This window comes from Salinivibrio sp. IB868, assembly GCF_001995655.1.
Lineage (GTDB): Bacteria > Pseudomonadota > Gammaproteobacteria > Enterobacterales > Vibrionaceae > Salinivibrio > Salinivibrio siamensis.
This window is the reverse complement of sequence record NZ_MUEW01000003.1, coordinates 323,558-338,297: the sequence shown is the minus strand read 5'-3', so window position 1 is coordinate 338,297 and position 14,740 is coordinate 323,558. Positions and strand designations below refer to the sequence as shown.

Genomic DNA, 14,740 nt, shown 5'->3' with positions numbered 1-14,740 from the left:
CTAGACATTATTGGCATCAGCCAGCCACGCACGCGCGGCTGATGCATCTCGTTGAATTTGCATTTTTAACGCGTCTACTGACGCAAATTTGGTCTCGTCACGCAACTTATGTAACAAGCTCACTTCAAGCTGTTTGCCGTATAAGTCGAGCGTGTGATCAAAAAGGTGTACTTCGAGTTGCTGGTGCGTGCCGTTTACCGTAGGACGGTGCCCTACATTCGCCACCCCAGGCAATGATTGCCCATCGATGGCCACCGTTACCGCATAGACACCAGACACAGGTGAAACGCGACGTTTAAGCAGCACATTTGCAGTAGGAAAACCAATCGTCCGCCCTAGCTTGCGACCGTGGGCAACCCGGCCACAAATACTGTAAGGACGCCCTAGCATATCGGCCGCCACTTGCATCTTTCCGGCGGAAAGTGCATCACGAATCGCCGTGCTACTCACACGCCGGTCGCTCACACAAAAGCTCTCGGTACTGACAACCGCAAAGTCATGCTCTTGTCCGGCTTGTTTTAAGCGCGAAAAGTCGCCAGTTCGCTTAAGGCCAAAGCGAAAGTCGTCACCCACAACCAGAAACTTAACACCCAATTGATTGACCAACAAGCGGTCCACAAAGGCATCAGGGCTCATGGCGGCGAATGCCGGGGTAAAACTCACGCACAACAGCCTGTCGACGCCCAGTTTGGCAAGCTGGGTGTATTTGTCCCGCAATCGCGATAAACGGGCAGGCGCTTGCTCTCCGAGAAATAACTCGAGCGGTTGCGGCTCGAACAGCATGACGGTCGCAGGCAAGTCAAGGACTCTGGCCTTCTCAACGACTTGACGCAAAACAGCCTGGTGGCCGAGGTGGACACCATCGAAATTCCCGATGGTCAGTACACAGCCTCGGTGTTGCGCCCGGATGTTGTGGATGCCTCGAATTAATTCCATCGCCTGCTGACTATTTGAACTATTAAAACTGGCGGATTATATACTAGTCAGCGCTGGCAATCAGCCCTGGATTGATAATCCGCGCGCTCTATCATCCACGATGACGAATATCACTCACCCGTACACCGAGCAACAGGGCGGTGACAAGATAAAGCGCGCCGCCTCCCACAATAAGGCTGGCTAACGTTAAGCTTCGAGATAACAAGGACATCGACACCCACTGAGACAACGCAGGCATCACCAGGTACAAACCGGCAATCATCACCCCCACAGCCAACACGAGTTTGCTAATAAATCCGACGGTTGCCCGCGATAATTGATAAATGCCTTGGCGGTGTAATCCTTGATAGAGCAGGCCGGCGTTAATCAACGCAGACAGCGCGGTGGCTATGGCCAGCCCGACATAACTAAACAAGTAAGCAAAAATGGCGTTGAAAACCATGTTACTCGCCATCGCTATCACACCATACTTTACGGGCGTTTTGGTGTCTTGGCGGGCGTAGTAACCAGGCGCAAGGACCTTGATCACCATAAAATTGACCAAGCCACAGGCATAAGCCATCAACGATAAACTCGCCGCTTCTACGTCAGGGACGCCAAATTCACCACGCATAAAGAGCACCATCAACATCGGTTGGGCAAGCACGATCAAACCCGCCATCGCTGGGATCCCAAGGAGCAACACCATACGCACGCCCCAATCCATGGTGGCAGAAAATTGCTGAGGCGATTGGTCAACATGCTTTTTCGATAGCGCCGGCAAGATCACGGTGGCAATGGCAATACCAAACAGACCGAGCGGAAATTCAAGCAAGCGATCAGAGTAATACAGCCAACTGATCGACCCTGTCATCAAGAAACTGGCAATAAAGGTGTCGAATAATAGGTTAATTTGGCTCACCGAGACCCCGAAAAGCGCGGGAATCATCAGCTGGCGTATTTTCACTACTCCAGGATGCTGCCAGCCCCACTTAGGTTTTACCAGCATGCCTTCTTGAGAGAGGAAAGGCAGTTGAAATAAAAGCTGAACCGCGCCCCCAATAAAGACACCAATCGCCAAACCTATTTCAGGTTGGGCAAGATGCGGGGAGATACCTATCGCCGCTGCGATAATGGCGATATTCAAAAAAACAGGGGTAAAGCTCGACACCGCAAATTTATTGAGGGTGTTAAGTATCGCCCCAGATAAAGCCACAAAGGTAATAAACCATAAGTAAGGGAAGGTGATTTTGAGCATCAAGCTCGCCAACTCAAACTTGGCACCGTCAGGCCGGCCCTCGAGCCAATCAACGAACCAACCTGTACCAAACAGCGCCGCTAGGACGGGCGAACCGACCACCCCGAGCAAGGTGACAAGAGTGACCAAGCCACCTAAGGTGCCCACCACATTGGCGACCAGCTCACGCGAGTGCGCGCGTGTGTCATCATCTTTATCTCGCGCTTGATATTCAGTTAATACGGGCACAAACGCTTGCGAGAAGGCGCCTTCTGCGAACAAACGACGCAAAAAGTTCGGAATTTTGTTGGCGAAAAAGAACACATCGGCGGCGGCGCCTGCCCCCATCAAGTTCGCGATCACCACATCACGGACCAGCCCTAAAACACGGGACACCAAAGTCATGGTGCTCACGATGAGCCCAGAGCGTAAAAGTCGCTTACTCACGGTTACCTCTTGAAAACACGTGCCCAATGCGCGTCACTGTCGCACCTTCATTGTTTCTTTCCGCTGTCACGTTATCGCTGACATCGATAAGAAATGGAAATATAGGTGACGTCGGGGCTGAAATGCTGATAGAATCAGCCGCCATATTAACTGTGATAACCCCGCAGCGCCAACACATCGTTGGAGCGGCGGATCTTTGCACAAATGAATTGACAATAGAGGTAAAAAGAGGCATAGTCCTCCGCCTTGAAATGTCACCGAACAAAAAGATTTGGGAGTTAGACCCTTGGCGAATATCAAATCTGCTAAGAAGCGTGCGATCCAGTCTGAGAAGCGTCGCCAGCACAACGCAAGCCGTCGCTCTATGATGCGCACTTATATGAAGAAAACTGCTTCAGCTATCGCTGCAGGCGACAAAGAAGCAGCAACTGCTGCTTTTGCACAAGTTCAGCCTATTCTTGATCGTTCAGCCACCAAAGGCCTGATCCACAAGAACAAAGCAGCTCGTTACAAAGCAGCATTCGCAGCACAAATTAAAGCGCTGTAATTTTGCTCTTTGCAAAGAGATAAAAAAAACCGGCTTCGGCCGGTTTTTTTATTGCTTAAGGGTTGGGTGAATCCACGGTTTCCTTACAATACAGATCATGTAATAACTGGATAACCGCCTCAACTTCATCACTTTTTAGCGAGTAATACACGGTTTGCGCTTCTTTACGCGTGGCCACTAGGCCATCTTTTCGAAGCCAAGCAAGGTGTTGAGACAGCGCCGACTGGCTTAAAGGCACTCGCTCCACCAGCTGCCCAACCGACAACTCTCCTTGCAATAGATAACACAGAATGAACAGGCGTTTCTCGTTGGCCATGGCCTTGAGCAGGTTTACCGCCTTCGGCCCATTCTGCTGCATGCGGGCTAAATCCATTCAACTTCCACCACTCATTAATACTCATTGCCACGAGTCTAGCACGATCTTTATGCCAATCTGTAACTAAACAAATAAGCGGCTGTAATCTGCCTCACAAATCCGCTTGACCGCCGGATGCTGGATCATTCGCTCGGCGAATATCACATAGTACTCTTCTTTGACCGCACTCAACTCGACAATTTGTACGGCTTGCCCGAGGCGCGTCACTTCCTCGGCATAGGTGGTGGGCGCAATGAATAACGCCTGATGACTAATGCCAAATGCTTTCATCAGTGCAGAGTCATCAAACTCACCCAGTATGTTGGGCACGATGCCTTGTTGATCAAACCACTGTGTGAGTTTTCGTCCCATAGCGGTCGCTTTGCTCGGCATCAATATTTTTTGCGTGGCAAGACGGATAGGTAGCGGCACATCGGGGGGCTCTGCGGGATTAGAGGAATACAAACTCATGCTACTCTCACCAAGCTTGACGCTAAATAACCCCGCCTGTTGCGTGGAATCGACTGGGCAGTCGGACAAGATCATATCCAATTTATGCTGAGAGAGCTGTTCGAGTAGCATCTCGTGCGTCGATTCAAAGCAACGTAGGTGGATGGCATTATCGTTCGGGATAGCATGAAGCAAGATTTGACTGATCAAACGCTTAGATAAGGCATCAGCCACCCCTACATCAAATAAGATGTTTTCTTGTTGGCTATAGTTAACAATATCCAGCATCTCATAACTCAAGCCAAACATACGGTCCGCATATTGAAAAACGAGCTGACCCAGTTCGGTGGGCTCAACATAACGGCCATTGCGTTTAGTAAGCTTGCCATTTAAGCGCTGTTCCAGCGCTCGGATTTGCCCTGTCACTGTTTGTGGTGTTAAACAAAGTTTGTCCGCCCCTTGGGTGATTGAACCTTGCTTGCAGACCATCCAGAAATAATAGAGGTGGTTGTAGTTTAGGTGAGCCATGCTGATTGATAAAAAAACGCCAGACGAGCAGCTTACGCTGCCCCTCTGGCGCCTTCAAGTTTCATGCTCGTTTTAGTCTTTCACATCATCTTTATCGAGCGGCTTTCTCACCCGCTCTCCAGCACGATGCTCTAACGCACGCTCTGAAAAGCTCGACCCATTTTCGGCTTTATCTTTGTCGTTTAATGAGGCCGTCATCGCTTTTCCATCTGCCACGCCCGCTAAGTAGGCTTGGCACACGTCGCTGTTATCCTTTTCTCCGTGGCAGTACATCTTCTGGTTCGCCGCCATGGCAGAGCCAGAGACGGCAACCAGGCTAGTAATCAATGCTAGTGTCGCCTTCTTCATACTCGTCTCCTCGTTCATCAGCAAGCGCGCTGGCTGGGGGCAATGCAAAGTGCAAGACCGCATAACCAATCACCGCGGCCAAGGTTGATCCTATCAAGATCCCCAGACGAGAGAGTGTGACGAACTCGCCATTCACACCGACAAAGGCCAGTGACGAGATAAAAATAGACATGGTAAAACCAATACCACAAAGCACTGACACCGCGAAGATGTGGGTGAAATTCACACGTGCTGGTAATTTGGCAATGCCGAGTTTCACCGCTGCCCAGCTAAAGCTAAAGATACCCAAAGGCTTACCAATCAGCAGACCCAATGCAATACCTAACGGCAACATTTCGGTTAAGTTTGCCAAAGAGACGCCATCCAAAGACACCCCGGCATTCGCAAAGGCGAAGATAGGCAGGATCAAATAAGACACATAAGGATGGAGGGCGTGCTCCATTTTTTTCAACGGTGATGGGTCATCATCCGTTTTACCTTTCAGTGGGATGGCAAAGCCAAGCACGACACCGGCGAGGGTCGCGTGAACACCTGACTGTAAAACACTGAACCACAGCACCAAACCGACCACCACATACGCGGTGATACTGGTGACCTTGCGCATGTTCATCGCCACCAAGACTAAGGTAGCAGCAAACGCACTGGCTAACGCAACCACTGACAGATCACTGCTGTAAAACAGCGCGATGATCACTATTACCCCAAGATCGTCAATAATCGCCAGTGCGAGCAAGAAGACCTTTAGCGCCAACGGTACACGATTACCCAGCAATGCCAAGACACCGAGGGCAAAGGCAATATCGGTCGCGGCCGGGATCGCCCACCCCGATACCGCGAGAGGATCACCCCAGTTAAAGGCTAAATAGACCAATGCGGGGGCGAGCATCCCACCAATGGCGGCGACCGCCGGGAAGGTCGCTTTGTCTTTCGAGTTTAAGGCACCTTGCACCAACTCACGCTTCACTTCCAAACCAATCAGCAGGAAAAAAATCACCATCAAGCCATCGTTGATCCAATGACCAACCGATAAACCGGCTATATAGGTATGAAGGGTGCTGTCATATAAAGGCTGTAGATCCGAGTTCGCTACGAACATCGCCAATACCGCCGCAATAATCAGCACAATACCTCCTGCGGATTCCATTTTCAGAAACTGACGAATGACATCAGTCATTTAAGCACTCCATACAAAAAAAGTGGATTTCCGTAGTCTAGTCAGCCAGACCACTTTTAGAAAAATCGTTTGTTCTGATAGTAAACATCGGAAAAACCGATATCAAAACTAACTTACCATTGATTTATTCGCAGTCTAATCTTTTTTATCCTTGCTAACCGCCCAGTGTCTAGCATAGTGTCAACGCGCGCCTCCCTGTTACATTTTTTCCACGGATTTTTTTACGGCACCGAACGGGCACAAATAATACTTAAAATCAGCAAGCTAACTGGCGCGAATTCCACTGATAACCTCGTCCAGATCGGATTTTCAAACCACTGCAGTATTTGTGTCATATTTCTGAAATATTACCTTCTTACTATCGCCGCAGATTTTTGCTTTGACACTAAACTGACATCGAACTGTCACGGAGATATCTTATGACTCCCCATGCTACAGCGGTAGAGGCAACCCAGAGCTCCTCAAATTGGTTCCGTTGGACCAAGCTTGCCGTCATGCTTTACCTCCTACTGGTGGCCGTTGCCATGGTAGGAAGCGGCTTTAAATGGGCCGTCGGCGACGAAGCAAAGACGCTCTTCGCGTTCGCTTCTCATCCCGTAGCTGGCTTAATGATTGGTATTGTTGCTACCGCATTGATCCAATCGTCAAGCACAGTCACCTCTATTATAGTTGGCTTAGTCGCAGGTGGCCTCCCCGTTGAAGCCGCGATTCCAATGGTCATGGGGGCAAACGTAGGCACCTCGGTCACTAACACGATCGTGAGCCTTGGGCATGCCCGCTGTAAAGTGGAGTTTAGTCGCGCATTTAGTTGCGCCACCGTCCATGATTTCTTCAACCTTTTTGCCGTTGCTATCTTCCTGCCATTAGAGATGGCGTTCGGTTTGCTGAACAAGATTTCCGAGTGGTTGGTTTCACCGCTGACGCAAGCCAGTGACATGAGCATTAAAGGTTTGAACTTTGTTAAACCGCTGACAAAACCCGTGGTTAACGCGGTGCAATCACCGCTTGAAGCCGCCCTGCCTGGTAACATTGGTGGCGCTATCATGATTGTCATGGGGATTGCTGCCATCGTGATTGCGATTACCATCATGGGCAAAGTGATGAAAAAGCTGATGGTCGGTCGTGCCAAAGACATGCTGAAGAACGCGATTGGTCGTGGTCCACTGCACGGTATTTTCTCAGGCTCTGTGGTCACTGTTTTGGTGCAGTCTTCATCGACAACCACCAGCTTAATGGTGCCGCTAGTCGGCTCAGGGGTGCTAAAAGTCCGTGACATCTACCCCTTCACCTTAGGCGCCAACATTGGGACTTGTATTACCGCCCTACTCGCCGCCACGGCGGTTACCGGTGAATTCGCGGTCTTTGCCCTACAAATCGCGTTGGTGCACTTAAGCTTCAACATCTTGGCGACGACGCTGATTTTCGGTATTCCGTTCTTGCGTGAATTGCCGCTCAAAGGGGCCGACTGGTTAGGCCAATTGGCAGCCAAATCAAAAGCGGCGGTACTGGCTTACATCGGCCTCGTCTTTGTGATTGTTCCAGGAAGCATTGTGCTGTTGTCACAGTGATGGGTTGACCTCCCGCCCAAGCGCAAAAAACCACCGCCCGTGCGGTGGTTTTTTATTGGAGACACCAAAGTAAGTCAGATAAAGATGTCGCGATATCGATGAGACGTCACTAAATGGCTATCGGTGCTTTAATCGTTGGGTGCGGCTCGTACCCTTCAATCTCAAAGTCATCAATTTGATAATCAAAAATAGACGCCGGTTTACGTTTGATCACCAAGCGAGGTAGTGCACGCGGTTCACGTTTTAGTTGCTCGTAAACAATCTCGTCGGTTAAATGATTATGATAAAGGTGCACGTCTCCAAAGGTATGGACAAAATCGCCCACCGCTAAATCGCATTGTTGCGCAATCATATGAGTGAAAAGCGCATAGCTGGCAATGTTAAACGGCACACCCAAGAAGTAATCGGCGCTGCGCTGATAAAGCTGGCATGAAAGCTTGCCATCAGCCACGTAGAACTGGAACAAGCAATGGCAAGGCGCCAAGGCCATCTTGCCTTGTTCGGCGTTCTCGGTTGGGCTTATCGACTCATCAGGCAAATCAGCAGGGTTCCAAGCGGTAATGATATGACGACGTGAATTAGGTTTCGTTTTAATTTGCGCGATCAGTTGTTCGATTTGATCCACGGTCGAGCCATCAGGACACGCCCAAGAGCGCCACTGCGCGCCATAAACGGGGCCAAGGTCACCGCTTTCAGTCGCCCACTCATCCCAGATACGCACCTTATTTTCTTGTAAATAGTGAACGTTCGTATCGCCGTTAAGGAACCACAAAAGCTCATGGATAATGGCACGCGTGTAGAGTTTTTTGGTGGTGAGTAGCGGAAAGCCAGCGGCAAGGTCAAACCGCAGTTGCCGACCAAACACTGACCGTGTTCCCACGCCCGTGCGATCGCCTCTATCCGTCCCATTATCGAGAATATCCTGCATCAAAGCCTGATACTGCTTCATAGTGTTTCCTATCATTGGCCAAACGAACAAAAGGCACCGCTGAGGTGCCTTGATGGTTTACTTACTATAACCGATTAGCGCTATTCGGTCACTTGGCGGATTGACGCTGGTACGCCCATCCGATCATCACTGCCCCCGCAATAATCATGGGTAATGACAACAGTTGTCCCATACTGAAAATGCCGGCAAACAAGCCTAGGTGCGCATCTGGCTCACGGAAATATTCCACAATAAAGCGGAATGTCCCGTAGCCAGCCAAGAAAAGCCCTGATACTGCGCCCATCGGGCGTGGCTTTTTGATGTAGAGGTTGAGGATCACAAACAGGGCGACACCTTCTAGCGCAAACTCATAGAGCTGTGAGGGGTGCCGCGGCCAAGGGCCACCACTTGGGAATACCATCGCCCACGGGACATCAGTCACCCGTCCCCAAAGTTCACCATTGATAAAATTCCCTAGACGACCTGCGCCCAATCCAAACGGTACCAGCGGCGCGATAAAGTCAGCAACGGTAAAAAAGTGACGCTGAGTTTTACGCGCGTACCACGCCATGGCGGTGATCACACCCAGCAAGCCCCCGTGGAAGGACATGCCACCTGTCCACACTTTGAATAAAAACAGCGGATCGGCAATAAAGGCATCAAATTGATAAAATAGGACATAGCCAATACGTCCCCCGAGCACGACGCCCAAAAAGCCAGCAAAAAGGAGATCGCTGACTTCTTCTTTGCTCCAACCGCTATTCGGTTTGGCCGCACGATGATTCGCAAGCCACAAGGCGAACACAAAGCCAAGTAAATACATTAAACCGTACCAACGCACGGCTACCGGACCAAGTTCAAATAAGATGGGGTCGATTGACGGAAAGGTAATGTAGCCTTCGGCCATGAATGGGATCCTTTATTTCAACAACATGCTGGCGCCGACAATAACAAGAAAGACGGCAAAAATACGTTTTATTTGCGCAGTGGGTAGTCTCACCGCCAGTTGAGCACCGACCCGTGTCATCAATACCGACGTTGACACGACGCCGAGCAACGCAGGCAAATACAAATATCCGACACTGAGCGCGGGCAAGGGTTCCGTTTGACGCCAGCCCAACCACATAAAACTCATCATGCCACCCAGCGCCAACACCGCGCCCCCCGCCGAGGCACTGCCAATGGCTTGGTGCATACTCACTCCGCGCCAATGCAGGTATGGGACGGTAAACGAGCCGCCCCCGATCCCCGCTAAGCTAGAAAGTGTTCCGATCAGCGTGCCCGCAAAGGACAGTCGCAGCCAATGCGGTAAAGGACGCGCGCGATAGGGACGCCGATTGAGCAACATTTGTAGCGCCATGGCGAGTACTATCACGCCAAACAGGCGGGGCAACCAATCGTGTGGCAGCCGATCCGCAAGCCCTGCCCCCAAGACGCCGCCCAGCATCATGCCAGGGACGAGCGCTTTAACCGCCTCAAGATGAACATTCCCCAGACGAAAATGGCGCCAAGCAGAGGCACTCGACGTCAGTACAATGGTCGCGAGCGAGGTAGCGAGCGCAATAGGCATCACCACAGTGGGCGCAATACCGAACACGGGGAGGAGAAAGGTCAGAGCAGGCACGACGACCAACCCACCACCAATTCCCAGAAGGCCAGACAACGTCCCCACGCAGGCCCCCAGCAGCATACACACTACAAAAAGTAGGGCCGTTAAGCTGGTTATCATCGCAGCTGTCCGACTTTAACCAACGCCTCTAACCCATGCGCAGCCAGAAAGGCTTCAGTGGCAGCGCGGATCTCGTCTGGATGATCCAGGGTTAGCATCTGCTTGGCCTGCGTGACTAAATGCGCGTGCGGTAAACGGCTTAGCAAATACTTAATCTTGGCCACGTTGCGGGTATTCATACTGAGCTGGTGATACCCCAACCCCACCAGCAAAGACGCCCCCACCGGATCACCGGCTAGCTCTCCACACACACTAACCGGAAGCTGATGACGGCTCCCCACAGCGGCAATCGACGCTAATGCGTGTAATACCGAGGGGTGCAGCGCATCAAAAATATCAGCCACGCGCGCATTGTTGCGATCGACCGCTAATAGATATTGAGTGAGATCATTGGTGCCGACTGAAAGAAAATCGACATCGCGCGCAATGTTATCGAGCTGATAAAGAATAGAGGGAACTTCAACCATGATCCCCAATAAAGGGATATTGATACTTTGCCCAGCTTGGTGTGCCTCCTGGCTGACCTCTTGATAAGCACGGCTAATCAACGCCTTGGCTTCCAATAACTCGTTACGCCCGGAGATCATCGGCAGCAACAGCTTAAGATTGTTAAAACCAATACTGGCACGCAACATGGCGCGAACTTGAATCAAGAAGATATCCGGGTGGTCGAGGGTAAAACGGATCCCGCGCCAGCCTAAAAACGGGTTGTCCTCTTCAACACTTAAATACGGTAATGGTTTATCGCCGCCAATATCTAAGGTGCGCATCACCACAGGTTTATCAGGGTAACTGGCAAGAATCGCACGGTATTGTTTGACCTGCTCGTCTTCAGACGGAAAACGGCGCTGCATCAGAAACGGCACTTCCGTACGAAAGAGCCCAACACCGTCAACGCCCTGATTGATTGCAATCTGGCTATCGGCGCTCAAGCCGGCGTTTAAGTGAACTTCAATACGCGTGCCATCCTGAGTATGTCCTGGTGCCGCGAGTGCCGTCTCAAACGTAGACTGTAGGCTCGCTTCCTCTTGCACGAGGTGCTGGTATTCATTGATCAATGCCTCAGCGGGCTCGATCATCAACACCCCTTTGTGGCCATCGAGGATCACGGTTTTTTGATGAAGCTTAGCGGGCGAAAAGCTGACGCCCATCACCGCCGGGATCCCCAACGCACGCGCCAAGATCGCCGCGTGTGAGTTCGCCGCCCCTTCTTCCGCCACCACACCAGTGAGCAACGCGCGAGGAATGGACGCTAACATGCCCGCCGTTAGCTCTCGCGCCAACAACACAATGGGCGTCGAAACCGGTGGTGGACTCCCCGCAGGCGCGATTAAAAAGTAAAGCAGCCGCTGTCCTAACTCTTTCACATCGCCCGCTCGGGCTTTTAGGTAAGGATCATCCATCGCGGCAAAACGGGCAGAAAAGGCTTCAACCGTTTGTCTCACCGCCCAAGTGGCGGCATCCCCTTGTTGGACCCGTACTGTCATGTCTTCACGCAGCATAGGATCGTTAAGCAGATGAACAAACAAATCAAAAATCGCCAGCGCGTCTTTTTGCAGCTCTTTATCAAAGCGTTTACGCAAACGGCGAAACTCGGTACTGGCATCGTCAATCGCCGCGTCCAGTCTGTCGAGTTCACCCTGTGTATCTAGGTGGCAAGCAGGCGCCACCTCTTCAAGCCGCGGTTGAGAGTCATCACACCATGCTTGTGCGATCCCAATGCCCGGCGACGCAGGCATTCCCTCTAGCAACACGGGAGACGGCGCTCCCTGCCAGCCACCTTGGGCATCGGCATGCGCAAACACCACGGCCAACTGCGCGGCTAAGGTCACGAGAAAGGACTCTTCGCTCTCATCAAACTGGCGGGGTTGATGTTGTTGCACCACCAGCACACCCAACACCTTTTTGCGATAAATGATAGGCGTGCCAAGAAAGGATTGAAAGGCATCTTCGCCGGTGGAGGGGAAGGGTTTGAACGCGGGGTGCTTACGCGCGTGCGCCAAATTTAAAGGCTCAGCACGCTGACCCACCACACCGACCAAACCCTCGCCAAATGCCATCGACACTTGTGCACAAGGGTCGAGGCCTTGTGTTGCCATAAGCTCAAACTGTTGGTCTTCAGCATTGGCAAGATAAACGGAGCAGCACTCGGTACGCATCGCCACGCAAGTTTGTTGCACCAAGGTGTGTAACGCCTGCTCAAGATCTGAAGACGCCGCCACACTTTGCACAATATTCCTTAACTGCGTGAGCACCCAATCTCTCCTTACATTTATCCTCGCTTGTGTCGACGCCGAGGTTTGCGTTCTTTAAACGGCATCGCAAGTGGCGCGAATTCTTTCATCGCACGCCGATACACTTCACGCTTAAATGCCACTACTTGCCGCACTGGATACCAATAGCTCACCCAGCGCCAGCCATCAAACTCTGGTGTCCCCCCGCGCGAGACATTAACGCGTGACTCGTCACATTCAAGTTTGAGCAAAAACCACTTTTGCTTTTGCCCGATACACACGGGCTTGGAATCCCAGCGCACAAGGCGTTTGGGTAACTTGTAGCGTAGCCAATGTCGACTAGTCCCCAAGATGCGTACATCTTTTTTAGTCAGCCCCACTTCTTCATACAATTCCCGGTACATCGCTTGTTCAGGGCTTTCCCCCTCATCGATGCCACCTTGTGGAAACTGCCATGAATGCTGACCATATCGACGAGCCCAGAGAACTTGACCGTGGCCGTTACAAATTACTATCCCCACGTTGGGACGATAGCCATCGCCATCAATCACTGGACGACCTCAATGATAAATCTCTACTGAACCTGATTTTTTCACAAAAAGCGGTGAAGGGTAAACAAACATTGTGGATTGAGCGTTGTTTTTGCGCACTCGTCGTCATCTGAGGATAACTTAGCCCCTAACAGGAAGTTATAAACATAGCAATGAGAGTTTGCGCACATTTATTCACGCTTTCTGTGGATAGATTTGTGAAGAAGCCTAGAAAAAGTTCACTTCTCGAACGATTAAGGATCGCGTCATAGAATTAAAAGCGAACCAAAAAACAATAAATTCATTAATAATCAGTTAATTAAAACCAACTCACAACAAAAGGATCTTTTTTAAGATCGAGCGATCGTCAAATACACACAGATCGCTTAAAGATCCACCAATCAGAAAATTATCCACACCAATAGCGCAAAAAAACGGCAAGTTAGCGATTTTTCACATTTTAACCCTCCTTTACGTACTGTATATTTGATCATGATAGTCAGGAATCCTATCAATCATCCTTCATCTGTGGATAACTACAAGCGTACGGATAGGATCATCAAGGGTAGGATCGACTTGCAGCCAATACAGCAGTTCTTGATAATGCACGCTCTCAACGTAACGAGCAGGATCCCAGCACAGTGATACAGCCCCCCGCATCCGAGCAGGTATTGATGGAGCGTGCGCTCGCCCTCGCCGGTCTGACCCTTGGCGAAGTCAGCGAGACACTGTCGATCCCTTGTCCAGCGTCACTCACGCGAGAGAAAGGTTGGATTGGCATGTTACTCGAGGCCTGTTTGGGCGCCAACGCCGGCAGCAAACCCGAACAAGACTTTGCGCATTTAGGCATTGAGCTAAAAACAATTCCGGTCAACGGCGATGGTAAGCCGCTGGAAACCACCTTTGTGTGCGTTGCGCCGCTCACTGGGATCGCGGGGGTGCGCTGGGAAAATAGCCATGTGCGGCAAAAACTGTCACGCGTCTTGTGGATCCCCGTTGAAGGCGAACGCGATATACCGGTATCACAGCGCCGCATTGGCACGCCATTATTATGGTCCCCTAGCCAAGAGGAGGAAGCGCGACTGCGCGCCGATTGGGAGGAGTTAATGGATTGGGTAGCGCTAGGTCGCGTGACGGAAATCACAGCCCGCCAAGGTGAGTCTCTCCAACTACGACCCAAAGCAGCCAACGGCAAGGCCTTGACCGACGCTTTCGGCCCCGATGGTGAGCCGATCCGTACCTTGCCACGCGGCTTTTATTTACGCACGCAATTCACCCACCAAATCTTGCGTCGTTACTTTGTGGATCCGAAGTAAGTGTCAATCCGCACGCATGACATCCCGCGCGTTTAGGTAAAACATCAAAAACGAATTGGCATATCTTCTCGACAGCTTGGCTCGCCCCCGGTGGCAAACTCATCGTAAGGGTCCATCAAGCGTAATACGCCCTCTTCAATTCCCAGGGCTTTAAGTTTCTCCCCGACTTGCCCGACATGATCAAACTGCATCACTTCACCGGTTTGGTCTGAGCGTAAAGGCTCTAATTCATGCTTCACTTCTACTTCGACCGAGTATTTTGCGCCGCCTGCGTGTGCCATCACATAACATTGTGGACATGAGCGAGGATCCGCGCGCATCCAGGCTTTAAGCTGTGAATAGTTCATCTGACTTTCCTCTAGATTACACTTTTTCGTGTCCATCATGCCTAGCAATAACACCGCGCTCAGACCGATACCATCGGACAGTCCATT

15 protein-coding genes are annotated in these 14,740 nt (G+C 51.1%); 3 read left to right on the top strand and 12 right to left on the bottom strand.

All coding sequences use genetic code 11. The annotated features are described in order from the left end of the window. Positions 1–936, bottom strand: a complete 936-nt coding sequence (gene ribF / locus BZG20_RS05205; RefSeq protein WP_077578305.1) for a bifunctional riboflavin kinase/FAD synthetase — start codon at positions 934–936, stop codon at positions 1–3. A gap of 91 nt (positions 937–1,027) precedes the next feature. Next, complete coding sequence (gene murJ, locus BZG20_RS05200) at positions 1,028–2,599, bottom strand: murein biosynthesis integral membrane protein MurJ (protein ID WP_077578304.1); 1,572 nt, start codon at positions 2,597–2,599, stop codon at positions 1,028–1,030. A gap of 286 nt (positions 2,600–2,885) precedes the next feature. On the opposite strand from murJ, the gene rpsT reads away from it, so the two are divergent. Beyond that, positions 2,886–3,146 (top strand): 30S ribosomal protein S20, encoded by a 261-nt coding sequence (gene rpsT, locus BZG20_RS05195; RefSeq protein WP_046075100.1) that lies wholly within the window; start codon positions 2,886–2,888, stop codon positions 3,144–3,146. 55 nt (positions 3,147–3,201) lie between these two features. On the opposite strand, the gene BZG20_RS05190 is transcribed toward rpsT, so the two are convergent. The 4 genes from BZG20_RS05190 to nhaA form a co-directional block, all read right to left on the bottom strand. Next, on the bottom strand, positions 3,202–3,519 hold the full coding sequence (locus BZG20_RS05190; protein ID WP_046075099.1) for a metalloregulator ArsR/SmtB family transcription factor: 318 nt from the start codon (positions 3,517–3,519) through the stop codon (positions 3,202–3,204). 66 nt (positions 3,520–3,585) lie between these two features. Beyond that, positions 3,586–4,479 (bottom strand): transcriptional activator NhaR, encoded by an 894-nt coding sequence (gene nhaR / locus BZG20_RS05185; protein ID WP_046075098.1) that lies wholly within the window; start codon positions 4,477–4,479, stop codon positions 3,586–3,588. Between the two features lie 72 nt (positions 4,480–4,551). Beyond that, on the bottom strand, positions 4,552–4,827 hold the full coding sequence (locus BZG20_RS05180) for a hypothetical protein (RefSeq protein ID WP_077578303.1): 276 nt from the start codon (positions 4,825–4,827) through the stop codon (positions 4,552–4,554). Next, positions 4,796–6,001, bottom strand: a complete 1,206-nt coding sequence (gene nhaA, locus BZG20_RS05175; RefSeq protein ID WP_077578302.1) for a Na+/H+ antiporter NhaA — start codon at positions 5,999–6,001, stop codon at positions 4,796–4,798. The genes BZG20_RS05180 and nhaA overlap by 32 nt, the downstream gene beginning before the upstream one ends. Positions 6,002–6,420: 419 nt before the next feature. On the opposite strand from nhaA, the gene BZG20_RS05170 reads away from it, so the two are divergent. After that, complete coding sequence (locus tag BZG20_RS05170) at positions 6,421–7,569, top strand: Na/Pi symporter (protein WP_046075095.1); 1,149 nt, start codon at positions 6,421–6,423, stop codon at positions 7,567–7,569. 109 nt (positions 7,570–7,678) lie between these two features. Here the strand turns inward: BZG20_RS05170 and BZG20_RS05165 are convergent, their stop codons facing one another. The 5 genes from BZG20_RS05165 to rppH all read right to left on the bottom strand — a co-directional run bounded on the left by BZG20_RS05165 (position 7,679) and on the right by rppH (position 13,011). After that, entirely contained in the window at positions 7,679–8,518 is an 840-nt protein-coding gene (locus BZG20_RS05165; RefSeq protein ID WP_046075094.1) for a thymidylate synthase, read from the bottom strand. Positions 8,519–8,606: 88 nt separating this feature from the next. Then, positions 8,607–9,404: a prolipoprotein diacylglyceryl transferase gene (lgt, locus tag BZG20_RS05160; protein WP_077578301.1), complete on the bottom strand. Its 798-nt coding sequence runs from the start codon at positions 9,402–9,404 to the stop codon at positions 8,607–8,609. A gap of 12 nt (positions 9,405–9,416) precedes the next feature. Continuing rightward, positions 9,417–10,226 (bottom strand): sulfite exporter TauE/SafE family protein, encoded by an 810-nt coding sequence (locus BZG20_RS05155; protein WP_046075092.1) that lies wholly within the window; start codon positions 10,224–10,226, stop codon positions 9,417–9,419. Further along, the gene (gene ptsP, locus BZG20_RS05150; RefSeq protein ID WP_077578300.1) at positions 10,223–12,481 is read right to left on the bottom strand and encodes a phosphoenolpyruvate--protein phosphotransferase; all 2,259 of its coding nucleotides are present in this window, start codon (positions 12,479–12,481) and stop codon (positions 10,223–10,225) included. Before ptsP ends, BZG20_RS05155 begins: the two co-directional genes overlap by 4 nt. Before the next feature lie 17 nt (positions 12,482–12,498). Further along, positions 12,499–13,011: an RNA pyrophosphohydrolase gene (rppH, locus tag BZG20_RS05145; protein WP_046075090.1), complete on the bottom strand. Its 513-nt coding sequence runs from the start codon at positions 13,009–13,011 to the stop codon at positions 12,499–12,501. A 623-nt stretch (positions 13,012–13,634) separates the two neighbouring features. Between rppH and mutH the strand changes: the two genes are divergently transcribed. Then, a complete protein-coding gene (gene mutH / locus BZG20_RS05140; protein WP_198531454.1) occupies positions 13,635–14,306 on the top strand; it encodes a DNA mismatch repair endonuclease MutH in 672 nt (223 codons plus the stop codon). 44 nt (positions 14,307–14,350) lie between these two features. On the opposite strand, the gene BZG20_RS05135 is transcribed toward mutH, so the two are convergent. Further along, complete coding sequence (locus BZG20_RS05135; protein ID WP_046075088.1) at positions 14,351–14,653, bottom strand: DUF6482 family protein; 303 nt, start codon at positions 14,651–14,653, stop codon at positions 14,351–14,353. Positions 14,654–14,740: the final 87 nt, after the last annotated feature.

What these genes read in the sequence shown, in the direction of transcription:
- nhaA (WP_077578302.1), bottom strand. Translation starts at nt 6,001, where the DNA reads ATGACTGATGTCATTCGTCAGTTTCTGAAAATGGAATCCGCAGGAGGT.
- ribF (WP_077578305.1), bottom strand. Translation starts at nt 936, where the DNA reads ATGGAATTAATTCGAGGCATCCACAACATCCGGGCGCAACACCGAGGC.
- lgt (WP_077578301.1), bottom strand. Translation starts at nt 9,404, where the DNA reads ATGGCCGAAGGCTACATTACCTTTCCGTCAATCGACCCCATCTTATTT.
- BZG20_RS05190 (WP_046075099.1), bottom strand. Translation starts at nt 3,519, where the DNA reads ATGGATTTAGCCCGCATGCAGCAGAATGGGCCGAAGGCGGTAAACCTG.
- BZG20_RS05155 (WP_046075092.1), bottom strand. Translation starts at nt 10,226, where the DNA reads ATGATAACCAGCTTAACGGCCCTACTTTTTGTAGTGTGTATGCTGCTG.
- BZG20_RS05180 (WP_077578303.1), bottom strand. Translation starts at nt 4,827, where the DNA reads ATGAAGAAGGCGACACTAGCATTGATTACTAGCCTGGTTGCCGTCTCT.
- BZG20_RS05135 (WP_046075088.1), bottom strand. Translation starts at nt 14,653, where the DNA reads ATGAACTATTCACAGCTTAAAGCCTGGATGCGCGCGGATCCTCGCTCA.
- nhaR (WP_046075098.1), bottom strand. Translation starts at nt 4,479, where the DNA reads ATGGCTCACCTAAACTACAACCACCTCTATTATTTCTGGATGGTCTGC.
- BZG20_RS05170 (WP_046075095.1), top strand. Translation starts at nt 6,421, where the DNA reads ATGACTCCCCATGCTACAGCGGTAGAGGCAACCCAGAGCTCCTCAAAT.
- BZG20_RS05165 (WP_046075094.1), bottom strand. Translation starts at nt 8,518, where the DNA reads ATGAAGCAGTATCAGGCTTTGATGCAGGATATTCTCGATAATGGGACG.